Annotated in this window: 15 protein-coding genes; 9 read left to right on the top strand and 6 right to left on the bottom strand. The window is 42.2% G+C overall.

Features of this window, described 5'->3' with window-relative positions; all coding sequences use genetic code 11:
* Positions 1-13: 13 nt before the first annotated feature.
* The 3 genes from DWZ47_RS00265 to DWZ47_RS00255 form a co-directional block, all read right to left on the bottom strand.
* Complete coding sequence (locus DWZ47_RS00265; RefSeq protein ID WP_117512077.1) at positions 14-1,627, bottom strand: RagB/SusD family nutrient uptake outer membrane protein; 1,614 nt, start codon at positions 1,625-1,627, stop codon at positions 14-16.
* Between the two features lie 14 nt (positions 1,628-1,641).
* The gene (locus DWZ47_RS00260) at positions 1,642-4,701 is read right to left on the bottom strand and encodes a SusC/RagA family TonB-linked outer membrane protein (RefSeq protein ID WP_042994444.1); all 3,060 of its coding nucleotides are present in this window, start codon (positions 4,699-4,701) and stop codon (positions 1,642-1,644) included.
* A 131-nt stretch (positions 4,702-4,832) separates the two neighbouring features.
* Complete coding sequence (locus tag DWZ47_RS00255; RefSeq protein ID WP_117512076.1) at positions 4,833-8,867, bottom strand: response regulator; 4,035 nt, start codon at positions 8,865-8,867, stop codon at positions 4,833-4,835.
* 379 nt (positions 8,868-9,246) lie between these two features.
* Between DWZ47_RS00255 and DWZ47_RS00250 the strand changes: the two genes are divergently transcribed.
* The 8 genes from DWZ47_RS00250 to pelA all read left to right on the top strand — a co-directional run bounded on the left by DWZ47_RS00250 (position 9,247) and on the right by pelA (position 19,587).
* The gene (locus DWZ47_RS00250; RefSeq protein ID WP_004299199.1) at positions 9,247-10,158 is read left to right on the top strand and encodes an EamA family transporter; all 912 of its coding nucleotides are present in this window, start codon (positions 9,247-9,249) and stop codon (positions 10,156-10,158) included.
* A 51-nt stretch (positions 10,159-10,209) separates the two neighbouring features.
* Positions 10,210-10,770, top strand: coding sequence for a ribosome recycling factor (gene frr, locus DWZ47_RS00245; protein WP_004299198.1), 561 nt, complete (start codon positions 10,210-10,212; stop codon positions 10,768-10,770).
* Between the two features lie 106 nt (positions 10,771-10,876).
* On the top strand, positions 10,877-11,809 hold the full coding sequence (gene rsgA, locus DWZ47_RS00240) for a ribosome small subunit-dependent GTPase A (protein ID WP_008650069.1): 933 nt from the start codon (positions 10,877-10,879) through the stop codon (positions 11,807-11,809).
* 77 nt (positions 11,810-11,886) lie between these two features.
* A complete protein-coding gene (locus tag DWZ47_RS00235) occupies positions 11,887-12,558 on the top strand; it encodes a hypothetical protein (RefSeq protein ID WP_032854609.1) in 672 nt (223 codons plus the stop codon).
* A gap of 139 nt (positions 12,559-12,697) precedes the next feature.
* A complete protein-coding gene (locus tag DWZ47_RS00230; protein ID WP_004299195.1) occupies positions 12,698-13,786 on the top strand; it encodes an efflux RND transporter periplasmic adaptor subunit in 1,089 nt (362 codons plus the stop codon).
* 185 nt (positions 13,787-13,971) lie between these two features.
* Positions 13,972-17,004: an efflux RND transporter permease subunit gene (locus DWZ47_RS00225; RefSeq protein WP_117512075.1), complete on the top strand. Its 3,033-nt coding sequence runs from the start codon at positions 13,972-13,974 to the stop codon at positions 17,002-17,004.
* Complete coding sequence (locus DWZ47_RS00220; RefSeq protein WP_004306530.1) at positions 17,001-18,341, top strand: TolC family protein; 1,341 nt, start codon at positions 17,001-17,003, stop codon at positions 18,339-18,341. Before DWZ47_RS00225 ends, DWZ47_RS00220 begins: the two co-directional genes overlap by 4 nt.
* A gap of 151 nt (positions 18,342-18,492) precedes the next feature.
* Positions 18,493-19,587 (top strand): pectate lyase, encoded by a 1,095-nt coding sequence (pelA, locus tag DWZ47_RS00215; protein WP_032843034.1) that lies wholly within the window; start codon positions 18,493-18,495, stop codon positions 19,585-19,587.
* Between the two features lie 175 nt (positions 19,588-19,762).
* Here pelA and DWZ47_RS00210 read toward each other — a convergent pair whose 3' ends face one another.
* Positions 19,763-21,400, bottom strand: a complete 1,638-nt coding sequence (locus DWZ47_RS00210) for a fumarate hydratase (protein ID WP_004306525.1) — start codon at positions 21,398-21,400, stop codon at positions 19,763-19,765.
* A 34-nt stretch (positions 21,401-21,434) separates the two neighbouring features.
* Here DWZ47_RS00210 and DWZ47_RS00205 point away from each other — a divergent pair, with 34 nt between their 5' ends.
* Positions 21,435-21,671 carry a hypothetical protein gene (locus DWZ47_RS00205; RefSeq protein WP_229036722.1) on the top strand — a complete coding sequence of 79 codons (237 nt, stop codon included), beginning with the start codon at positions 21,435-21,437 and terminating at the stop codon, positions 21,669-21,671.
* On the opposite strand, the gene DWZ47_RS00200 is transcribed toward DWZ47_RS00205, so the two are convergent.
* Together DWZ47_RS00200 and hflX are read right to left on the bottom strand one after the other, a co-directional pair.
* Positions 21,666-23,657 carry a DUF4954 family protein gene (locus tag DWZ47_RS00200; RefSeq protein WP_117512074.1) on the bottom strand — a complete coding sequence of 664 codons (1,992 nt, stop codon included), beginning with the start codon at positions 23,655-23,657 and terminating at the stop codon, positions 21,666-21,668. The genes DWZ47_RS00205 and DWZ47_RS00200 overlap by 6 nt on opposite strands.
* A 92-nt stretch (positions 23,658-23,749) precedes the next feature.
* Positions 23,750-25,012 carry a GTPase HflX gene (gene hflX, locus DWZ47_RS00195; protein ID WP_004326261.1) on the bottom strand — a complete coding sequence of 421 codons (1,263 nt, stop codon included), beginning with the start codon at positions 25,010-25,012 and terminating at the stop codon, positions 23,750-23,752.
* Between the last annotated feature and the right edge of the window lie 67 nt (positions 25,013-25,079).

Genomic DNA, 25,079 nt, shown 5'->3' with positions numbered 1-25,079 from the left:
GATAATCAATCGCTTAATACCAATTCTCATTCTGCGGAAAATTCTCTTTCCCCATCAAGTCAATCTGCTCCTGTGGGATAGGCCAACATTCGTGCTTTCCAACTACAAAACTGGTACGACATTCCGCATAATCTTTATCTAAATAAGGATTTTCAGCTTTTGTCTCGCCATAATGCGCTTTCACCCTTTCACCCAAAAGCCCCAAACGTTTCAATAAAGGCCAGCGGACTCCCTCGAAGTTCAGTTCACGAGCATATTCATCCAAAAGAATATCTTGCGTCAGAGGTCCCGCAAATTTGTCATTCCCAGCACGTTCCCATGTTTTATTGTAACAGCGCAGAGCATCCGTGCTCATTCCTCCGTCACGGCGCATATACGCTTCTGCCGCCATTAAGTAAGTTTCAGCCAGTCGATAGACAATCAAATCCTTGAATCCCGTTGTCCGGTCCGGATTATCGGCCATAGTCCACTGGTCAAAGTATTTTTTCGACATGAAATGCAACGTCTCACAATAACTGGAACTTTTCGTAAGAGGAATCAATTCTCCATATTTAGGAGAAGTAGGATCATTGTATTTGAAACGGTGTACGAACAATTCATTGTATCGTGTATCTTTAACCTGATCATACAAACTCAATAAATAGGTATTCGGATAAATACGTCCCCAACCATATCCACCCTGATCGGCCGTATTGATACAACCTGCAATTTTATTGATTCGGGTAGTGGTCTGAATAGAGATACGATGTCCGGCAACCGGAGTTCCGGAACCTCCTCCACCCAAGTTTTGTGAATATTGGAAACTCCACAACACTTCCGGCGATTTCAAATCTGCGCTATTAAATACATTCTCGGCCTTCTTTTCCATCGAGTAGATACCCTCCTGCTTAAAGATGTCTTCACATTCCTCAATGGCTGTATTCCAATCCGATTCCCACATGGCAACCTGTGCACGGACATGTTTGGCAGTCGCTTTCGTTACCCGTCCATACAATACATTTCCGTTATTTTGAGGAAGCGACCAGTCCAGACCTTTCATCGCATCATCCAAGTCAGTCGTCATCAGTGTCATCAGTTCTTCATGAGAAGCCGGTTTATACTCCCGTTTCAGATTATCGACAGTGGTCGGAGTGACGTTCAGATAAAGGCGGTCAAAGCGTTTCCAAAGTTCAAAATAGCTCCGTCCTCTGAAAAATTTCGCTTCACTCCATGCGTGCAATACATCGCTGTCATCCAGCCCCAAGGCTTCTGCCGCTACAATAATTTCATTTGCTTTTCCGATAATCCCATAGTGATGTTTCCAAAACTTATTGACATCTCCAGTACTTGGAGTAAAACTTGTATTCAAACGTCCGATTGAGGTAGAAACACCTGCTCTAAGTATGGCAATATCCGTATTAAAGTCACACATGGTAACGATGTACAGATTAGATTCGTTATTATCCGCTCCACCCGGCAATTCACGTGCCAGGGAATACAATCCTGTAACGGCAGTATTCAACCCTTCGGGAGTAGTGAACAGATAATTATTCGTCACGTCTGTTTTTGATTCCAGATTTAATAAATCCGAGCAGGAAGCGGTCAACATTCCGCAAATGACAAAGGCTGTATATATTAACTTTTTCATAAGGATTCTTTATTTTAGAATGAAACATTGACACCAAACACATATTGTCTGGACTCCGGATAAGACCCTGGAGTCAGTTCGGGACTATAAGATTTAAACTCCGTAAATGTCAGCAAGTTAGTAGCAGTTGCATACAATCGTAATTTATGAATCGGAGTATTCTTCAATAGTCGGGTGGGGAAAGTATATCCCAGTTGTAAGGTGCGTAAACGGATATAAGAAGCATCCTGAATGGCAATGGCACTCAAATATGCAGGGTCCGCACTATAAGAAGGACGTGGGAATTTGTTCGAAGGATTGAACGGAGTCCAATAATCCACCTTCACCCCATTCAATTTTCCACGTAAAGAACCACCGGAATTATACTCGTACAAATAACCGTTCTTAATCTTTCTGCCGGAAACTCCATACCAGTCCATGAACAGGTCAAATCCTTTCCAGTTCCATGTAGAAGAAAGGGAGAGTGTAAACTTCGGATCTTTACGGATAGGTACCCTGTCATCAGCTGTAATCTTTCCATCCCCGTTGTTATCACTCACCTTGACCATTCCCGGTTCAATAGCGCCACCGTAATTAATCGGACTGTCGGCCACACCGTCATTATCACTGTCATAAGTATTTTTCGGTGTATAGACCAGATTTCCCGTACCATCACGAGTGATATCAAAATCATCATACTGAAAAATTCCATCTATCAGATAATCATAGTATACATTGATCGGTTCTCCGATAATCCATCCCTGGGCTACCTGACTTGCCGGTTTCCCGTTCTCATCGAGAGTATCGTCAATACGGACAATTTCATTCTTATACATGCTGAAATTAGTTCCGAGTGTCCAGGTAAATTCTTTCATACGTACCACATCACCATTTAAAGAAAGATCGATACCGCTGGATTTTGTCTTTCCCAGATTATCTAGCATGGTAGTATATCCGAGTGACGCATTCAGGGAACGTTTTACCAACAAATCCTTCGTATGAGTATTATAATACTCGACCGTACCATTCAGACGCCCATTGAAGAAACTAAAATCAAGACCAAAGTTAGCTGTTGCAGACTGTTCCCATTTCAAGTTTGGATTAGAAAGTTCCTTGCCCGGCAAATATCCCATTTGAAAAACATCTCCAAACTCATATCCTTTATTATCAGCCAGTCCCAAAGTAGTATAATTACCGATACCATTCTGATTACCTACAATACCATAACTCACACGCAGTTTCAGGTTATCAATCCACGACACATCTCTTAGGAAACTCTCCTGATTGACACGCCAGGCAAAAGCTGCCGACGGGAAAGTTCCCCATTTATTTTCTTTTCCGAAACGGCTGGAACCGTCACGGCGGACAGCCACGTTCAACAAATAACGATCTAAAAGTGAATATTGCGCCCGGGCCATGAACGACACCAGGTTATTTTCATTAAACTGACGACGGGGCTTGCCTGTAAACTCACCTTGAGAAATGAAGTTCCAGTCTTTATCCACCGGAAGATTCTCAACCGAGTACCCGATAGACTTCGAACCATTATGGTCGACAGACTGAACGCCGGTCAATGTCAACTGGTGTTTCTTGTTCCGGATAGGCACTTTATAGGTCACAATATTCTCAACCAGCCAGTTCTGTGTACGCGATTCGTCAAGAACGGCCGTTCCTCCGCCTCCCGGATATTGGGAATCTTTATAAGAACCGTCTTCAGACGTCTGATTATAAACAGAAGTATTCAGACGATAATTGAATCCCTTGAAAGGTTTCACATCCATAAAAAAGTTCAGGCGGTAATTATCACGAGTTACTTCACGTCCATAATGTTCGGCACGGTACAAAGGATTATAATTTCCTTCCGAGTTGATATATTTTGTATACTTGCCATCCGCATCATATATCTCCGCCAATGGAGAACTGGTAATAAAATCATTAAAGTTACCATCCTCACGGTCTTGTTTTGTCATCGCATAAGAAGAATTGATACCGAAACTAATCCATTTGGCTATTTCAAAGTCCAGATTCAGTCTTAAAGAAAACTTCTGATACCCCGATCCGGTAACCACCATTCCTTGTTGGTCAAAGTAGTTGGCACCTGCCGATACTTTGATTTTTTCTGTTCCTCCACGTACACTGACGTCGTGATTATGATAGATTGCATTTCTAAACATTTCTTTTTCCCAGTCGATAAACTTTCCGCTGGCCCATACCCGTTGCATCACCTCGTCTTCCAACGCTTCGGCTATAGAAATCTCACGCGCATCAATTATTCCTTTATCATGCGCCTTTGCTTCACGACGAAGCTGCATATATTCTTCGGGAGAGTAGAAATCAAAATTTCTCCAGAGAGATTGAATACCCAGATAGCCATTATAGTTGACTTCCACTTTTCCGGCTTTACCACGTTTGGTAGTCACCAGTACCACACCGTCACTGGCGCGTGCACCATAAATAGCCTGTGACGCAGCATCTTTCAGGATTTCAACCGATTCAATATCATCCGCACTCAACGTACTGAACTCTGTTGCACTGGAAGGAGAACCATCTATAATATATAAAGGTGCATTGTCCGCACTGATAGAACGGGAACCACGAATGGTAATCGAAGGAGTCGATCCCGGCCGTCCGGAACTACTCGTTACATTCACACCTGCGGCACGTCCACGTAACATATCAGCCACATTGCCGGCGGGAAATGTTTTCATTTCATCCGCTTTGACCGAAGCTACCGAAGTGGCTACATCACTCTTACGCTGAACTCCATAACCGACAACCACCAATTCATCGAGCATTTTCGACTCTTCCACCATATTCACATTCAGCACCGTTTTCGTACCGACACGTATTTTTTGTTCCTTATATCCTATACAAGAAAAAACAAGGGTAGATTTAGCCGATACACTGATTGAATATTTTCCATTTACATCCGTCACTGTACCGTTAGTAGTCCCCTCCTCCATGATATTAGCTCCGGGGATCGGTCCAAGTGCGTCTGTCACCACTCCAGAAACTCTGACGTTTTGAGCACTAACCTCTAAAGAGATAAGAAAGGCTGTCAGGAACACAGCCCATTTAATTACGATGTTTTTCATACTATGTAATAATTTGAATGATTACAGTGCAAAAATCCCAATTATTAATGATTTCGAATAATAGAATCGTCCGTATAAAAGTTCAAATAGTACAAATCTCGTCAGGCAGAAAGTATATAAAACACTATAAATTAAGAGTTTGTATATTTCCGTCTATAAGCAGCCGGAGTAATTTCATAAGCATTTTTAAAGCACCGGATAAAATAACTTGGATTAGAAAAACCGTAATCAAATGCTATATCAGCAATCAGGGCATTGGGGTCATTCCGCAATTTTTCTGTTGCTTTTTTCAGTCTCAAAGATAAAATAAAGTCATTCGGGGTCTGTCCGGTCAATGCTTTCAATTTAGTGAAAAGCAACGTTCTGCTCATACACATTTCTCGTGCAAAAGTAGCTACGTCAAAGTCTGGGTTATCAATATAAGATTCCACAATCGCCGTAGCATCCATCAACATCTTTTTATCGATCGGATTGAACGGAAGGTCTTCCACTTTAGGTTCGTCGTTTCGAACAAACCGCTGTTGAAGTAGTTTACGAGTCTGGATGATATTGTTACACCGGGCTACCAATATCTTGATATTAAAAGGTTTGGAGATATAATCATCCGCACCTGTCTGCAAGCCTTCCAAGGTATGTTCTTCCCGGTTACGGGCTGTCAGCAAGACAACAGGTATATGGCTGGTCTGCAAATTACTTTTCAACTTCTCGCACATTTCCAGTCCGGACATGACAGGCATCATGATGTCACTTACAATCATCTGCGGTTGGAGCGAAGAAGCCCGTTCCAATCCTTCCTGCCCGTCAGCAGCCGTATATACCTCATATATCTGTTCAAAAATCTGCGTCAATACCTTACGCATTTCCGGGTTATCTTCTACAATCAGTATTTTCACCGTTTTATCCGGCTTCACCATTTCCGAGATTTCTTGAGACTCTATTATATAATGTTCGGCAACGTGCTCGTCTGCGGAGGAAGAGACTTCCATATTCATATTCGCATCCCGGTGGAGAGTAACGGTAAAAGAGGTAACTCCATTCAGTTCGCTTTCCACTCCGATGGTTCCCTGATGCAACTCTACAATTCCTTTCGCCATCGCCAATCCGATGCCCGATCCTTTGACAGTTCGTGTGGTTGTTGCCGAATCATCCTGCCAAAACCGTTCAAATACATGTTTGATCTTGGATTTATCAATGCCTACCCCCAGGTTGTTGACTGAAATCACAATGTCATTATCTCCTTCTGCTGACAGCTCAACAGAAATCCAGTCACCAGGCTTCGTATACTTAAAAGCGTTGGACAATAAATTATAGAATACTTTCTCTATCTGTGTTTTGTCAATATACAAATCAGCTTCTTTCAGAGTGGAAGAAAAGCGGAGATCTATCTTATTCAGTTGGGCATAACTATAGAAAGAACCACAAATTTCCTCTATCGCCGCCACAATATTCTCTTTAGAAATCTTTAGTTTCAAGTATCCCTGATCCTGCTTGCGTATATCAATGACTTCATCCACGAGGTTATTCATCCGGCGGGAATTTTTATAAATATCCAGAATCTTATTATATACTTCAGGAATAATGTCCTTATGCATCAGGAGCATTTCGAGCTGGCTGGATATAAGCGTTAACGGAGTACGGAATTCATGCGATACATTGGTAAAGAAACGCAGTTTGGACTGGTTCACACTTTCGATATACTCTTTTTCCCGTTTCTCGGCCAATAAAGAGTGCCGCAAGGTTTTTCGTATCCAGAACATACGGATAATATAGCCGGCAATGAGGATAACTGCCAGCACCATCAGCAAAATAAACCATGCCCGCTGATAAACCGGAGCCTCCACTATCAGCTCAAAACTAACGGAAGGTGCTTCCCGACCGTGAACGCCCACCTGGTCGCCACGGACATGGAAAGTATAATGCCCCGGATGAAGATTGGTATAGGTAATCATCGTATTATCGCCCGCCTTCATATATTCGTTGTCAAAGCCTTCAAGTTTATATTCCAGGCCGATATTAGAAATATTATTCAGGGTGTTACTTGCTATCTCAAAAGTGACGGAAGAATATCTGGGCGGCAATACTAACCGATGTTCATACAGTACGGTTTCTTTGATAAGCCCCAACGAATCAAGTGGTTGTATTTCCGTATTATCCACAAGCACCCGTTTTACAAACACATCATAGTCAACAGACTGTTTGTTCAACTTTTCCTGGGCGATAGAGACAATACCCGCCAGACCACACACGTAAATATCGTGGTCGGACGCAATATAAAGCCCTCCATCATTTACATTATTCAAGGGAAAATCACTCTGTCTGTTATAGTTCTCGAATGTAGTCGTTGCCAGGTTGAATTTAGAGAAACCACCATTGGTTGCCACATAGATAGAACCATCCAAAGGGCTCTCCACCAATCCGGTTATAAATCCATTTTCTAATCCCTGTTTCGCTCCGTATCCCACAAAAGAATCTGTCTTCTTATCAAATAGATAAATTCCCGAGCCTGTCGATCCCAGCCATATACGTCCTTTCTTATCACATAAAATGTGGTTGATGTGATGCTGCGCTGTGCTCTGCGCTATTTGGGAGAAAGGATAACTATGGGCAGTGCCCGCTTTGAGGTTGACTCGTATCAGATCAAAAGAGGTAGTCAGCCATAAATCCCCGTCTTTGTCAAACGTCATATCCCAAACCTGCGACAGATGTTTGGCAGCCAACGAAGGGTGTTCGAAATGATGAAGTCGAAGGTGTTTCTTATCCAACACAAGCAATCCTCCCTTGGCAGCTATCAATAAAGAATCGTGGCCGGCAAACTCTATCATTTTCACCAGATTATAGGCTCTGTCAACAACTGTTTTTCCTTCCGGAGTATAGATGTTTTCCGAGATAGATTCTATATGCCCGGTCGACAGATTAATCCGGTTGATTCCCTGATAAAGAGAAGCTACCCAAAGATAATCCGGCTCTTTCTCATAATAAAGAGACTTCACTATCTTAAAAGAAAGCTCTTGAGAATAGACCTTTTTTAAAGGGAAAAAGCGTTTGGTATGTTTATCATAATAGTTCAACCCGCTTCCTTCACTTGCAAACCAGATCCGTCCGGAACGGTCTTCGGCAATGGAACTGATAATATAAGAATTCAAATGACCGCCAACAGCCGTAGACGAGCGGTAAAAATGGAAAGCATCATTCGCTACATTATAATATTGGATTCCCTGATAAAAAGTCCCCAACCATAAAGTCCCCGAAGTGTCGTAATGCATCGAAATAATAGAACGTATATCGGCCGCCTCCACATTCAAGTCATATTCATAATCTGTAAACTCTCCGGTAAACAGGTTTAAAGTCTGCAAACCGGCATAGGTTCCGATATACAGGAGACTATCATTAGCTTGCGTCACATGACGCACATTATTATGGTTAATCGTATTTTCAGCTACCTTATTATGTTTGAAATGAGTAAGTGTTCCATCTTCATCCAACCGTATGAGCCCTCTGTTTCTGGTAGCTATCCAGATACTTCCGTTTCTATCTTCCGTTATTGAATTGACAGCTCCCACATCCATACGTCGGGTGATGTGTGCAGACTGGTCCATACAATATATCCCTTTGGAGGAAGTCCCCACCACCACTGTCTGATTCTGACGAACCATGAGACTGTTCATCAATACATCCCCCTCATCCGAAGGAAATGAAAAGAATAACTCGGGCGCCTGGTCGAGGTTGCGGTAACGGTAGATTTCCTTTCCGGTAGCTATCCATAATGCATCGTGCGCATAACAGATTCCCGCAACTTCTCCTTCACGCAACACCCTAAAACGATTCAAACGCATATCATAAAGAGTCACGCTCTGCAAACTGCGGATAAAGAGCAATCCGGCTTTATTTCCGCAAACCTGCCTGATATTATTGATATTGATGGAATAAGGATTAGCGTTATCCGGCTTGAATACTTCAAACTTACGTCCGTCAAATCGGTTCAGCCCGTCTTGAGTGCCGATCCACAAAAATCCGAATTCATCCTGATAGAAACAATTGACCGTTTGATGAGAAAGCCCCTGCCTTACGTCCTTAAAGCGCATATTGATATCCTTCGTCACATTTGCCATGCAACAAAGTCCCGATATGAACAGGCAATAAACAACAAGAAATTTAGCTTTGGCCATCTGTGTTTTTCGATAATTCAGATGCAATATTCGGGAAAATCCAAGATATATGCAAGCGTTTATTCAAAAACCTGATTGCCTATTGCCTACAGACTATTACTCGGAAGGCGTATAACTAATCTCCCTATCGAATAAAATTAATCGTCTGACAGTTGATTCTTTTTCGTCTGACAGTAGTCAGACGAAAGTTCAACAGTAGTCAGACGCAAGTTTGACTATAGTCAGACGATTAATTTTATGCATAAACAAGATTAGTTATCTCTTTACCAAGAAATAGTTTTTAGCATACGAAAGATTAAATTATACTATCAACCGCCTAAACACTTGTTTATCATTGGTGAACTGCGTACTTTTGCACGCCATTAAAAAAAGCAAAACAATGACTAACAAAACCAAAGGTTTTATCTATGGAGCGATTGCCGCTGCGAGCTACGGTATGAATCCTCTTTTTGCACTTCCGCTCTATGCAGCCGGAATGAGTGTCGATACCGTTTTATTCTACCGGTACTTCTTTGCGACAATCGTATTGGGTATTCTGATGAAAATGCAGCATCAGTCTTTTGCACTTCATAAGGCAGACGTTTTGCCCTTAGTCATTATGGGATTGTTATTCTCTTTTTCATCACTGCTTTTGTTTATGAGCTATAATTATATGGATGCCGGAATTGCTTCAACGATTCTGTTTGTTTATCCGGTGATGGTAGCTGTCATCATGGGAATATTCTTCAAGGAAAAGATTTCCGCCATTACCGTTTTCTCCATCCTGCTGGCACTTTCAGGCATTGCCTTGCTTTATCAGGGAGACGGCAACAAACCACTATCGACTTTGGGAATTATCTTTGTTCTGTTGTCTTCACTCTCTTATGCTATATATATAGTAGGTGTAAACCGTTCGACATTGAAAAACCTGCCGACCACGAAACTTACCTTCTATGCCATTTTGTTCGGACTATCGGTTTATATCGTCCGTTTAAATTTCTGTACGGAACTGCAAGTAATACCGTCTGCCTGGCTCTGGGCCGATGTATTATCACTCGCCATCCTGCCAACTGCCGTATCACTGGTCTGTACCGCACTGGCCATCCATTATATAGGCTCTACACCAACGGCAATATTGGGTGCTTTGGAACCGGTGACAGCTTTATTCTTCGGTGTTCTCCTGTTTCACGAAAAACTGACTCCCCGCTTAATGATGGGTATTTTAATGATTATCACCGCCGTTACCCTGATTATCATTGGCAAGTCACTCATAAAAAAGATGGGTATGCTGTTGCAGATGAACAAAAAATAATATACTTTTGCTACTTAATCAATCAAAATGCAATTTTAAATCTCAAAAAATATGGTAGACGTAAAGACTTGCCTTGACAATGCACAAGAAAAGATGGATATGGCCATCATGTATCTGGAAGAAGCACTGGCACATATCCGCGCCGGAAAAGCGAGTGCACGCTTATTAGATGGTATCCGCGTAGATTCTTACGGAAGTATGGTACCTATCAGCAATGTAGCAGCAATTACTACTCCGGACGCCCGCAGTATCGTGATCAAGCCTTGGGATAAAAGCATGTTCCGTGTCATCGAAAAAGCAATCATCGACTCTGACCTCGGTATCATGCCCGAAAACAATGGAGAAATGATCCGTATCGGCATCCCTCCCCTGACGGAAGAACGCCGTAAACAACTGGCAAAACAGTGTAAAGGAGAAGGCGAAACGGCTAAAGTAAGCGTACGCAACGCGCGTCGTGACGGCATCGACGCACTGAAAAAGGCCGTAAAAGACGGATTGGCAGAAGACGAGCAGAAGAATGCGGAAGCCAAACTGCAAAAAATCCATGATAAGTATATCAAACAAATCGATGATATGCTGGCTGAAAAGGATAAAGAAATTATGACCGTCTAAAAAATAATGAAGAATTAAGAATGAAGAATGAGGAATTATAATGCTGTATTATTCAGTTGAAACACAGCCTGAATTCTTCATTCTTCATTTTTAATTTATAATTTATATGAAAGGATTAGTAATCAAAAACACGGGTAGTTGGTATCAGGTGAAAACCGATGACGGACAATCTATTGAATGTAAAATCAAAGGGAATTTCCGGTTGAAGGGGATTCGCAGTACTAATCCTGTTGCAGTGGGTGATCGTGTCCGGATTATACTTAATCAGGAAGGCACTGCTTTTATCAGTGAAATAGAAGATAGAAAGAACTACATCATCCGCCGCTCGTCCAATCTTTCCAAACAATCTCATATCCTTGCTGCCAATCTCGACCAGTGTATGCTGGTGGTAACCATCAATTATCCGGAAACTTCCACTATTTTTATTGATCGCTTTCTTGCATCCGCAGAGGCCTATCGCGTCCCTGTAAAACTGGTATTTAATAAGGTAGATGCTTACGACGAAGATGAACTCCGCTATCTGGACGCACTTATCAACTTATACACACAAATCGGCTACCCTTGCTTCAAAGTTTCCGCAAAGAACGGCACTGGAGTGGCTGAAATCAAAAAAGCACTGGAAGGCAAGATTACTTTATTTTCCGGACATTCGGGAGTCGGCAAATCGACTCTTATCAATTCCATACTGCCGGGCATAGCAGCCAAGACCGGCGAAATTTCTTCTTACCACAACAAAGGAATGCATACTACTACTTTCTCCGAAATGTTCCCTGTGGAAGGAGATGGCTATATCATCGATACTCCGGGTATCAAGGGCTTCGGCACATTCGATATGGAAGAAGAAGAGATCGGACATTATTTTCCCGAAATATTCAAAACCTCCGCCGACTGCAAATATGGCAACTGTACACATCGTCATGAACCGGGATGTGCCGTACGCAAAGCAGTGGAAGAGCACCTCATCAGCGAATCCCGTTATACCTCTTATCTCAATATGTTGGAAGATAAAGAGGAAGGAAAATATCGGGCTGCTTATTAGAAAAAATGCGAGCAGCGTGCTTATAAAACCAATGCTGTTCACACTTATAGTTATAATAGTACACACAAAAAAACAATATGAAAAAAATCTTAGTTTTATTATGTTTCATTTTATACATAATTTCCGCACATGCACAATATTGCAGTATTAAAAAAGGAAGAACTGCTTACTATGTAACAACCGAAGTAAAGGAAGGAAAAACACTGAAAGATACTATGTGCATCGCAGACGTGGTTGATAAAGGTGATCGCTTAATCATAAGAGAAGATGCTTTCGGAGAGCACTATGATTCTCTAAGTATAAAAAGTGGTATCAACAGGTTATTCTATATTTATCATAAGAGTCAAGATATGACCGAAGTTATCCTTTTGGATGGTAAATCAGAATATGAATATCAGAAATATTCTAAGAACATATATGCAGAAGGACGAATTAGCATACCTTTAAAGGATCATGTTCAGAATGGAGATGATATACCACAGTGTAATTTCTTGCAAAAATCAGGACCAATGACTATGAAAGCTTCTCTAAAAGGAAAATATAAAGGACGTGAAACCATACATACTCCTGCGGGAGATTTTGATTGCATTAAAATCTACACGGAACAAAAAGGAAAAGTCATGTTCATTTCAGAAACCGAATATTCAATAGACTGGTATGCCAAAAATATTGGGCTGGTAAAATCAGAAACTATCACTAAAAAAGGGAAAGTCTTGTCAACCACCCTTCTATATGCCATAAAAGAATAGTTCCCTTAAGTGTATGAGCTTATTAAACTGAAAAAGATGCATTAACTTTTTTTCTATCATTTACAGATTAAACCTTTCCAGTCAGGGAAAGTCTAATCTTCAAAGATTATATTATAATTGCCATATACAATACTAAACCATGAATAAGAAGACTAAATGGGGCATCATTATTCTTGTTGGTGCCGGGATTATCGGTGGAGGAATCTACTCACAATTACCGAAAAAAAACGACGAACTAGCAGCCGCCGACAAAGTGATGGGCGGTAATAAAAAAAGAGGGAAACAAGTTTTAAATGTAAATGCCAAGGTCATAAAACCGCAATCTCTGACAGATGAATTCACCACTACCGGTGTACTTCTGCCCGATGAAGAAGTGGATTTGTCTTTCGAAACGTCGGGAAAGATTGTAGAAATCAACTTTGAAGAAGGAACAGCCGTAAAGAAAGGCCAATTACTAGCCAAAGTGAATGACAGACAGTTGCAGGCACAATTGCAAAGGTTGATTTCGCAATTGAAACTGGCAGAAGACCGTGTATTCCGCCAGGATGCTTTATTGAAACGGGATGCTGTCAGTAAAGAAGCCTACGAACAGGTGAAAACGGATTTAGCAACTCTGAATGCCGATATAGAAATTATCAAAGCTAATATTGAACTGACAGAGCTACGTGCTCCGTTTGACGGAGTGATCGGACTTCGCCAAGTCAGTATCGGTACGTATGCGTCTCCGACCACAGTCGTTGCCAAGCTGACAAAAATCGCTCCACTGAAGGTTGAATTTTCCGTTCCGGAACGTTATGCCAAGCAAATCAAAAAGGGTACCAATCTCAATTTCAGCGTTGAAGGAACATTGGATGCTTTTGGCGCACAGGTATACGCTGTAGAATCTGCCATCGATCCGAATCTGCATCAATTTACCGCCCGTGCATTATACCCGAATGTCAATCGCACCCTACTTCCCGGCCGTTATGCCAGTGTACTGTTGAAAAAGGATGAAATACCTAATGCAATAGCCATCCCAACGGAAGCAATTGTGCCGGAAATGGGTAAAGATAAAGTCTATCTGTATAAATCAGGAAAGGCCGAACCGGTGGATATCATTACTGGTATCCGCACCGCATCTGAAGTGCAAGTGATTAGAGGATTGCACGTAGGAGACACAATCATCACTTCAGGAACATTGCAACTCCGTACCGGACTCGCCGTAACACTTGACAATATTGAAGAATGAGAATTTATGATTTATGAATTCTGATTTATGATTTATAAGCCAAATAATTTATGATTTATAAGTCAGCAAAATACAGCAAACATTCAGAAATCAGAAATCATAATTCAAAAATCAGAAATCTTCAATCCATAACTCAGAAATCATAATTCAGAAATCAGAAATCATAAATCAGAAATCATAAATCAATGAACATCTCCGAATTAAGTATACGTCGCCCGGTATTAGCCACAGTATTAACGATTATTATCCTCCTTTTCGGATTCATCGGATACAACTATTTGGGTGTCCGCGAATATCCGTCGGTAGATAATCCGATTATTTCTGTCAGCTGCTCTTATCCGGGAGCTAATGCCGACGTTATCGAAAACCAGATAACTGAACCGTTGGAACAGAATATCAACGGTATTCCCGGTATCCGTTCTTTGTCCAGTGTGAGCCAGCAGGGACAAAGCCGTATTACAGTAGAATTTGAATTGTCCGTCGATCTGGAAACAGCGGCCAACGACGTACGTGACAAGGTTTCACGTGCCCAACGTTATCTGCCTCGCGACTGTGACCCACCGACAGTTTCAAAAGCGGATGCCGATGCCATGCCTATCTTGATGGTTGCCCTTCAAAGTGACAAACGTTCTCTGTTGGAATTAAGTGAAATAGCGGACCTGACTGTGAAAGAACAATTACAGACTATTTCCGATGTAAGTAGTGTATCTATCTGGGGAGAGAAACGTTACTCCATGCGCCTTTGGCTTGACCCGGTAAAGATGGCAGGCTATGGTATCACTCCCGTCGATGTTAAAAACGCTGTAGATAACGAAAATGTGGAACTTCCTTCAGGTAGTATCGAAGGAAATACCACCGAGTTGACGATCCGTACGCTAGGATTGATGCATACCGCAGATGAATTCAATGACTTGATTGTCAAAGAAGAGAATAACCGTATTGTACGATTCAGTGATATCGGACGTGCTGAACTGGGGCCGGCTGATATTAAGAGTTATATGAAAATGAACGGCGTTCCTATGGTGGGTGTCGTAGTCATTCCACAGCCGGGAGCCAACCACATTGAGATTGCGGATGCTGTATACCAACGTATGGAGCAAATGAAAAAAGACTTGCCGGAAGATGTACACTATAATTATGGTTTTGATAATACCAAGTTTATCCGTGCGTCTATCAATGAGGTTAAGTCCACTGTATATGAGGCTTTCGTACTTGTAATCATCATTATCTTCCTCTTCCTGCGTGACTGGCGCGTCACGTTGGTACCTTGTATCGTAATCCCTGTTTCGCTTATCGGTGCTTTCTTCGTTATGTATCTGGCAGGATTCTCCATCAATGTGCTTTCCATGCTCGCCATCGTACTATCGGTGGGACTGGTGGTAGATGACGCCATCGTTATGACAGAGAATATCTACATCCGTATAGAGAAAGGAATGGCCCCGAAAGAAGCAGGAATAGAAGGAGCCAAAGAAATTTTCTTTGCCGTTATTTCCACCACTATTACGCTGGTAGCGGTATTCTTCCCTATCGTCTTTATGGATGGAATGACGGGACGATTATTCCGTGAGTTCAGTATCGTAATTTCGGGTTCGGTGATTATATCCTCATTTGCCGCATTGACTTTCACTCCGATGTTGGCAACGAAGTTACTCATTAAACGAGAAAAACAAAGTTGGTTCTATGCAAAAACAGAACCGTTCTTTGAAGGAATGAACCGGCTATACAGCCGTTCGCTTGCCGCTTTTCTTAGTAAACGCTGGATCGCTCTTCCATTTACTTTCATCACCATTTGCCTGATTGGTATTCTGTGGAATGCAGTTCCTGCGGAAATGGCCCCACTTGAAGACCGTTCGCAAATCAGTATCAATACACGAGGAGCGGAAGGCGTCACCTATGAATATATCAGGGATTACACAGAAGACATCAATCAACTGGTAGACTCCATTCTGCCTGATGCAGAGGCTGTAACTGCCCGTGTATCCAGCGGTAGCGGAAACGTGCGCATCACGCTGAAGGATATGAATGAACGTAATTATACCCAGATGGATGTGGCAGAGAAAATATCAAAAGCGGTACAGAAGAAAACAATGGCGCGTTCATTCGTACAGCAGCAGTCTTCTTTCGGCGGACGTCGTGGAAGCATGCCTGTACAATATGTACTTCAGGCTACCAATTTGGAAAAGCTGGAAGAAGTGTTGCCCAAGTTTATGGCTAAAGTATATGAGAATCCTGTTTTCCAGATGGCAGACGTTGATTTGAAGTTCAGTAAACCGGAAGCTCGTATTCAGATCAACCGCGACAAGGCCAGTATTATGGGAGTAAGTACCAAAAACATTGCTCAAACGCTGCAATATGGATTAAGTGGACAGCGTATGGGATATTTCTATATGAATGGTAAACAATACGAGATTCTTGGTGAAATCAACCGCCAGCAACGAAACAAACCGGCCGACCTGAAAGCTATTTACGTCCGTAGCAGTAACGGGGATATGATTCAGCTGGACAACTTGATTGAATTGGAAAGCGGTATTGCACCTCCAAAGTTGTATCGTTATAATCGTTTTGTGTCAGCTACCATCTCTGCGGGATTGGCAGACGGCAAAACAATCGGACAAGGTTTGGATGAAATGGATAAGATTGCCAAAGAAACATTGGATGACACTTTCCGCACTGCCCTGTCGGGAGACTCGAAAGAATATCGTGAAAGTTCATCCAGTCTGATGTTCGCCTTTATCCTGGCTATCCTTTTGATTTACCTGATTCTGGCAGCCCAGTTTGAAAGTTTCAAAGATCCGTTGATTATCATGTTGACAGTGCCGCTGGCTATTGCCGGAGCTTTGGTCTTCATGTATTTCGGAGATATTACGATGAATATTTTCAGCCAGATCGGTATTATCATGCTGATCGGTCTGGTGGCGAAGAACGGTATTCTTATTGTAGAATTTGCCAATCAGAAACAGGAAGCCGGAGAGGATAAAATGAGCGCCATCAAAGATGCTGCCCTTCAACGCCTCCGTCCGATTCTGATGACAAGTGCCTCTACGGTTTTGGGACTTATCCCGCTGGCATTTGCCACCGGAGAAGGTTGTAACCAGCGTATTGCCATGGGTACGGCGGTAGTAGGTGGTATGGTCGTATCCACTCTGCTTACGATGTACATTGTACCGGCTATTTACAGTTACATTTCGACTAACCGAATCAAAAAACTACAAGAATGAAACAGAAAGGAATTTGCATGAAACGCATCATTTATATCACCATTGCATGTGCCTTCTTATCAGTCTCTTTTGCAAAGGCACAAGTTCTCACTCTCAAGGAGTGTCTGGAAGAAGGATTGCAAAACAATTACTCTTTACGTATCATCCATAACGAAGAGCAGATCAGCAAAAACAACGCAACGTTGGGAAATGCAGGTTACCTGCCTACACTGGACTTCTCTGCCGGATATACCGGAAACCTGGACAATATTGAGACCAAGGCGCGTGCTACCGGAGAAATAACAAAGAACAACGGAGTCTACGATCAGACGGTTAATGTCGGTCTTAACCTCAACTGGACTATTTTCGACGGATTCAATATCAGTACCACCTATAAACAGTTGAAAGAGCTGGAACGTCAGGGGGAAACCAACACGCGTATTGCCATTGAAGATTTTATTGCTGCCCTGACTTCCGAGTACTATAATTTTATCCAGCAGAAGATCCGTCTGAAAAACTTTCATTATGCAATGTCACTTTCCAAAGAGCGTTTGCGCATAGCCGAGGCTAGTCACCTGGTCGGTAAGTTTTCAGGGCTGGATTATCAGCAGGCAAAGGTGGATTTCAATGCAGACAGTGCCCAATACATCAAACAACAGGAATTGCTACATTCTTCACGCATCCAGTTGAATGAACTGATGGCTAACAACAATGTCAATCAAAACATTATTATCAAAGATTCCACCATCGACGTACACAGCGACTTGCAATTTGATGATTTGTGGAATTCTACGTTAGCAACCAATGCTTCTTTGCTCAAGGCCGATCAAAACACAGTACTTGCCCAATTGGACTACAAGAAAATAAACTCACGCAACTATCCATATCTCAAATTAAATACCGGATATGGATATACGTTCAACAAGTATGACATCAATGCAAACAGCAGAAGAGGTGAACTGGGCTTCAATGCCGGAATAACTGTCGGTTTTAATATATTCGACGGTAATCGCCGCCGCGAAAAGAGAAATGCAAGTCTGGCTTTCAAGAATCGTCGTCTGGAACGACAGGACTTGGAATTAGCACTTCGCTCTGATCTCAGTAACTTATGGCAAGCCTATCGCAACAATCTTCAATTGTTGAATCTGGAACGTCAAAACCTGATAACCGCCAAAGATAATCACGATATTGCCATGGACCGTTATATACAAGGGGACCTCTCCGGTTTTGAAGTGCGTGAAGCACAAAAGAGTTTGTTAGATGCAGAGGAACGCATCCTTTCTGCTGAATATAATACGAAACTTTGCGAAATATCCCTGTTGCAAATCAGCGGAAAGATTACGAAATATCTGGAATAAGGAAGTAGTTTCCATTTATTTTTTGATTGGGTTAATCTTCTTATCGGGAGGGTTAACCCAATTTTTACTGTATAAAAAACAGTTATTACATATCGATGTTTTTCTTTCTTCCTACATTTGCATACTATAAAAACATTAAATAATACAAGCCATGAGAAAACTAAGTCTTTTCTTACTGCTACTTTTTATCCTGACAAACGCCTCAGCCCAAAAAGCAACAGATTACAGAAAACAACAGAACTACAAAGAATGGGTACACATCGCCCCTAAATTTGACGATGATTTCTTCAAGACGGAAGAAGCCCAACGCATCGGTGACAACGTGTTACTCTATCAACAAACGACTGGAGGCTGGCCCAAGAATATCTATATGCCGGCAGAACTGACGGAACAAGAATATAATGCGGCACTAAAAGCTAAAGAAGATACCAACCAAAGTACCATTGACAACAATGCCACCACGACAGAAATAGAATATTTGTCACGGCTTTATCTGGCTACGCAAAAGGAGAAATATAAAGAAGGAGTGCTGAACGGTATTCAATATCTGCTCAAATCGCAGTATGAAAACGGTGGATGGCCTCAATTTTATCCGCGTCCCAAAGGTTATTATGTACAAATCACCTACAATGACAATGCAATGGTGAGAGTCATGAATCAACTTCGGAGCATATACGAAAAGAAAGCTCCGTACACTTTCCTCCCTGACAAGATCTGTGAACAAGCACGTAATGCATTTAATAAAGGGATAGAGTGTATACTCAAAACGCAGGTGCGCCAAAATGGAGAGTTAACAGTGTGGTGCGCCCAACATGACCGTGTCACTTTGGAACCCTGCAAAGCACGTGCCTATGAACTCCCGTCACTAAGCGGACAAGAGTCTGACAACATTGTATTACTGTTAATGTCACTTCCCCATCCATCTGCAGACGTTGTAAAATCCATAGAAGGTGCTATCAAATGGTTCCAAAAGTCTGAAATAAAAGGAATACAGAAGGAATATTTCACTAACAGTGATGGCAAAAAAGACTATCGCATGGTTCCCTGTGAAGACTGTCCTACTCTTTGGGCACGTTTTTATGATCTGGAAACAAACCGGCCTTTTTTCTGCGACCGTGATGGCATTAAAAAATATGATATATCGGAAATCGGACACGAACGCCGGAATGGTTATAGTTGGTACAACAAAGACGGAAGCAAGGTGTTGAAGAGATATGAAAAATGGAAAAAAGAACAGAATAAGTAATCATAACTGATGAAAGTTTGATGTTTACATTGCAAAAGTAAATATCCGAAAAATCTTTAAGTCCTTAAAATAAGAAGAGGGGCTGTCTAACAATAAAATAGTCAGACAGCCCCTTTATTAATTCAAGGCATTTACAGCCTCTTCTTACAGTTTTATCCCAACAGGTATCAACCGGTTATTTTTTGCAATTCCACGGTTTCAACTGTTTGAAGAAGTCGTTACCCTTATCATCTACCAAGATAAATGCAGGGAAGTTTTCTACTTCAATCTTCCAGATAGCTTCCATACCCAATTCCGGATATTCCACACATTCGATGCTCTTGATGTTGTTCTGTGCAAGGATAGCTGCCGGACCTCCGATAGAACCAAGATAGAAACCACCATATTTCTGACAAGCATCTGTCACCTGCTGGCTACGGTTACCTTTTGCCAACATCACCATGCTACCGCCATGACTTTGGAACAGTTCTACATAAGAGTCCATACGTCCTGCCGTAGTAGGGCCCATAGAGCCACAAGCCATGCCTTCCGGAGTTTTTGCCGGACCTGCATAATAAATAGGATGATCCTTAATATATTGTGGCAAGTCTTCACCGCGGTCCAAACGTTCTTTTAGTTTAGCATGAGCGATGTCACGACCTACGATAATCGTTCCGTTCAATGACAGACGGGTAGCAACCGGATATTTAGTCAGTTCTTTCAGGATTTCAGGCATCGGACGGTTCAGGTCGATCTTCACAACATCACCTTCACCTGCCTGACGCAGTTCAGCCGGAATCAGTTCACCCGGATTTGAATCCAGTTTCTCAATCCAGATACCTTCCTTATTGATTTTACATTTGATGTTACGGTCGGCAGAGCAAGATACGCCCAAACCTACCGGACAAGATGCACCATGACGAGGCAGACGGATGATGCGTACATCATGAGCAAGATATTTACCTCCGAATTGTGCCCCCAACCCAATCTTGTGAGCTTCTGCCAATACTTCTTTTTCCAGTTCGACATCGCGGAATGCACGACCATATTCGTTTCCGGTAGTCGGCAAGTTATCATAGAAATGAGTAGAAGCCAATTTCACTGTCAACAGGTTCTTTTCAGCAGAAGTACCACCGATTACGAAAGCGATATGATAAGGAGGACAAGCGGCTGTTCCCAATGTTTTCATCTTTTCAACCAGGAACGGAACCAATGTACCGGGATTCAGGATCGCTTTTGTTTCCTGATACAAATATGTCTTGTTGGCAGAACCACCACCTTTTGTTACGCAAAGGAATTCGTATTCCATACCTTCGGTAGCTTCGATGTCAATCTGTGCAGGGAGGTTACATTTTGTATTTACCTCATCATACATATTCAAAGGCGCATTCTGTGAATAACGCAGGTTCTCTTCAGTGTATGTTTTATATACGCCCAGTGAAAGCGCTTCTTCATCAGAATATCCAGTCCATACCTGCTGTCCTTTTTCACCATGGATAATAGCAGTACCAGTGTCCTGACAGAAAGGAAGTACACCTTTTGAAGCAACTTCCGCGTTACGCAGGAAAGTCAATGCTACATACTTATCGTTTTCACTTGCTTCCGGATCACTCAGAATCTTAGCAACTTGTTCGTTGTGCGAACGACGAAGCATGAATGATACATCACGAAAAGCTGCATTAGCCATCGCAGTCAAACCTTCTTTCTCAATTTTCAGGATAGGATTTCCTTCAAACTCGCTTACTGATACATAGTCTTTTGTAAGCAGATAATACTCAGTTGTATCTTTTCCCTTTTCAAACATAGGCTGATACTTAAACGGAGGTGTTGCCATAAGTTTCTTATTTTATTACGTAATGTTAGTTAGTGTGGCAAAGGTAGTAATTAAGAATGAAGAATGGCGAATGATGAATGAAGAATTAAGAATGAATAACGGAGAAAAGCAGGAACAGCAAAAGACAATCATAAACTATAAACAACGAGCGGTAAACAAGCTATGCCATTCGTTGACATCTGCCGTTCACCGCTCACTATTTTATTTACAGTTTGCTATTTATCATATCCTGTTTATCATCCACAGTTCGCCATCTGCCACTCTATTATAATTCGATTGCTTCAATCCGTTTGATTAACTCGTTTCCAAGAGCTGTTTTATCTTCAATATGTTTCAATACTGCTGTCACAAAGGTATTGCTTTCGAAATCACCGCGTACCTGCTCAAAATCCAGCTTCATTTCATCGTGAGAACCATCAGCACCGAATCCAGTCATGGAAGACAATGAGAATTCTTTCTTAGCGTCCTCATACACCATCCTATCCAATCCGACAACAGCTTGCTGCCATGCTTTCACAATACCGATGATATCTTTTGCCGTAATCGTTTCCGGATCTAAGCCATAGAATTCCTGAATCTTATGATAAGCCCATGTCCATTCATAGGTATAATAATTCTCGTGCATTTCCGCGAAACTTGCATTGATGGATTTCAAACGATTGACTGTTCCATTCTCAATACCATCCAACAATCGGTCGATTTCACTCTTGGGAGCAATCAGTCCGGAAACATCCACCCATTCGCCAAGTCCGATTTCCGTGTCAGGTTTCAGTCGCTGACGGATTTCTTCATTGGTCTGGAAATTAATACCCTCCAATCGTTTTATGATGGAGTTTCCCAAGAACTTGTGAATGGCGATTTCATAAAAACGAATTCCGTTATTCAGAGAAGAGTTCTTGATTTTAGCACTCTGGTAGGAGTAGATCTCTGAAGTTTCACCGGATACACGTTTCAATTCTTTCAAAATGGAACGTCCTTTAAACATCTTCTGAATGGTATAAGGACTCAGCAGGTTATAATTGATATAATCCAGCCGGTTCGGATCTTTTCGCTTATCACGCTTTGGCCATTTCTGTGCGTCACGGATAGTACCTACACTTCTCAAATTAACTCCCGGAACAAGATAAGTGGTATTCCGCTGCTCTATCAGGTAAGAGAAAGGAAGATTGGAAGTATCGGCATGATTAACATGACGTCCCATTACCAAAGAGAAAGCCCCGACACGTGCCGGCCACAGGATATATGAATCGGAAGTGGTCTTCGCTCCTCTCTCCATCGTTCCCTGATGGATAGGACCTAACTTATACATGTGATTACTCTGATTGGACCCCGAACCCGCATTCATAAACGAGAACATACCGGCAATCAATAAAGTAGATTTATGGTGTGTCACAGTGAAAGGACCTGCAAAAATAGCACATGCCTCACCGTTCTCTCCCTGACAATTACTGAAGAATAAAGAATCGGAAGCGGAATAATTGTGTCCCAGTTTACAGGATTGTCCGACGAAACAACGAGTCAACATCGTGCCGTCATCCACTTTAGAGCCGGAAGAGATGATAAAGTCATCACAGATTACACCATGTCCGATATGTACAGGTGCCGTCACATTACTATTGACGCTGCCATTGGATAAGCGGCAGGTCCCACAGATATGGCAGTAATCACCAATCCGGACATTCTTGATCGAGCCCGTATTGAGAATCATCACATGATTGCCAATACTGCCGACAGCAGAAGCATGTTTATTGGAATAATAATCCGCAATAGATTTCATACGGTTTATCAGCTCGGGACGATGGCGGTACAGTGCAAGAATATATGCCTGGTGCGCAGACAATTTATCGTTCATCAACACCTCACGGCCTCCTGTTTCATTCAAGACAGCCACTTCTACCCCATTACCAAAAGTGCTTAACCTATCCACTAAAATAATATCTACATTCTCAATGAAGGTGTCACTGCCAATCTCATAATTAGCAATATAGTTCTGTATATTCTCAATACAGCAGTTATCGCCCACCGACACATTGTGCAACGTCACATGACGTAATCCCGAATGTTTCTTGATTCCCCCCGGCAATGTAAATTCAGCTTCGAATACCCCCAGTTTTACTTCACCCGAGAAACGGGTATGATGGACGTACTCACAATTAAAACCCTCTGCCACTGATACATTTCCCCAATCATCGGCCAGACATGACTGGCTCTTCAACTGAAGTATCTCATCTTCAGTCAATCTACGATAGTCTTTCATCTTAATAATGTGTTAATGTGCCCATATGCCAATGTGCCAATTCTGATACAGTACGCGCAACCAATTGGCACATCAGCATATTAGCATATTGATTATTCTTCCTCTTCTTCTTCGTAGGTCTGATAAAGAAAATCGTTATAGGGATATTTCTGAACGTGTAATTCTTTCACTCGCTGATAAACTACATTTTTCAGTTCGTCTATATTGATTCGTTCGCGGGCGGAAATAAAGAGGCAGTTATCCTCCATTTTTGCCATCCACGTCTTCATCAGTTCTTCGAGTGTTAAGTTTTCCTTTGTTCGGGGGGTAAGGTCGTCCGGCGCTTTCTCCACGTAGGTGTAAGCGTCTATTTTATTAAATACAAGTATCATAGGTTTGCCACTGCCTCCAATCTCTGCCAGGGTCTTGTTCACCACCTCAATCTGTTCCTCAAATCCGGGGTGGGAAATATCGACTACGTGCACAAGCAAATCTGCTTCACGTACCTCATCCAGGGTAGATTTAAAAGATTCTACCAAGTCGGTAGGTAACTTGCGAATAAACCCTACTGTATCTGACAACAGGAACGGTAGATTATCGATAATCACTTTGCGCACAGTAGTGTCTAAAGTAGCGAACAGTTTGTTTTCCGCAAACACTTCACTCTTGGAGAGAAGATTCATCATGGTTGATTTTCCCACATTGGTATAACCAACCAGTGCAACACGTATCATGCGTCCGCGATTCTTGCGTTGGGTAGCTTTCTGCTTGTCAATCTCCGCTAGACGTTCTTTCAGCAATGACATACGGTTCAGGATGATACGGCGGTCCATCTCAAGCTGTGTTTCACCCGGACCACGAAGTCCCACGGAACCTTTGCCACCACCGGCACCGGAACCACCTCCCTGGCGTTCCAAGTGAGTCCAAAGCCGCTGCAAACGCGGCAACATATATTTATACTGTGCCAGTTCTACCTGTGTCTTCGCATTGGCTGTCTGCGCACGCATGGCAAATATATCAAGAATCAGTGAAGTACGGTCCAGTATCTTCACTTTCAGTTCAGCTTCAATATTACGAATCTGTTTCGCAGAAAGCTCATCATCAAAGATGACCATTCCTACTTCACGTTCTGCTTCCTCTTCGTCATGGATATATTGTCTGATTTCTTCCAACTTTCCTTTTCCAACATAAGTTACAGAGTTAGCCGTCGGCAACTTCTGTGTAAATCGTTTCACAACTTCCGCCCCAGCCGTCTCGGCAAGGAAAGCCAGTTCATCCAGATACTCGTTTGTTTTACGCTCATCCTGCGTCTGTGTGATGAGTCCTACAAGCACTGCTGTTTCTACTTTGGCTTCGGATATTACAAATTCTTTCATTCTTTACTTCTATTATATATAATAATGTGGGCGCAAATATAACAAAAAAAAAGAGGACAATGTTTTA

This window comes from Bacteroides sp. AF32-8BH (assembly GCF_003435205.1).
GTDB classification, from domain to species: Bacteria; Bacteroidota; Bacteroidia; order Bacteroidales; family Bacteroidaceae; genus Bacteroides; species Bacteroides ovatus.
This window is presented reverse-complemented; position numbering and strand designations above follow the sequence as displayed.

Coding starts and splice junctions, on each gene's coding strand:
- DWZ47_RS00265 (WP_117512077.1), bottom strand. CDS start 1,627: ATGAAAAAGTTAATATATACAGCCTTTGTCATTTGCGGAATGTTGACC.
- DWZ47_RS00260 (WP_042994444.1), bottom strand. CDS start 4,701: ATGAAAAACATCGTAATTAAATGGGCTGTGTTCCTGACAGCCTTTCTT.
- DWZ47_RS00255 (WP_117512076.1), bottom strand. CDS start 8,867: ATGGCCAAAGCTAAATTTCTTGTTGTTTATTGCCTGTTCATATCGGGA.
- DWZ47_RS00250 (WP_004299199.1), top strand. CDS start 9,247: ATGACTAACAAAACCAAAGGTTTTATCTATGGAGCGATTGCCGCTGCG.
- frr (WP_004299198.1), top strand. CDS start 10,210: ATGGTAGACGTAAAGACTTGCCTTGACAATGCACAAGAAAAGATGGAT.
- rsgA (WP_008650069.1), top strand. CDS start 10,877: ATGAAAGGATTAGTAATCAAAAACACGGGTAGTTGGTATCAGGTGAAA.
- DWZ47_RS00235 (WP_032854609.1), top strand. CDS start 11,887: ATGAAAAAAATCTTAGTTTTATTATGTTTCATTTTATACATAATTTCC.
- DWZ47_RS00230 (WP_004299195.1), top strand. CDS start 12,698: ATGAATAAGAAGACTAAATGGGGCATCATTATTCTTGTTGGTGCCGGG.
- DWZ47_RS00225 (WP_117512075.1), top strand. CDS start 13,972: ATGAACATCTCCGAATTAAGTATACGTCGCCCGGTATTAGCCACAGTA.
- DWZ47_RS00220 (WP_004306530.1), top strand. CDS start 17,001: ATGAAACAGAAAGGAATTTGCATGAAACGCATCATTTATATCACCATT.
- pelA (WP_032843034.1), top strand. CDS start 18,493: ATGAGAAAACTAAGTCTTTTCTTACTGCTACTTTTTATCCTGACAAAC.
- DWZ47_RS00210 (WP_004306525.1), bottom strand. CDS start 21,400: ATGGCAACACCTCCGTTTAAGTATCAGCCTATGTTTGAAAAGGGAAAA.
- DWZ47_RS00200 (WP_117512074.1), bottom strand. CDS start 23,657: ATGAAAGACTATCGTAGATTGACTGAAGATGAGATACTTCAGTTGAAG.
- hflX (WP_004326261.1), bottom strand. CDS start 25,012: ATGAAAGAATTTGTAATATCCGAAGCCAAAGTAGAAACAGCAGTGCTT.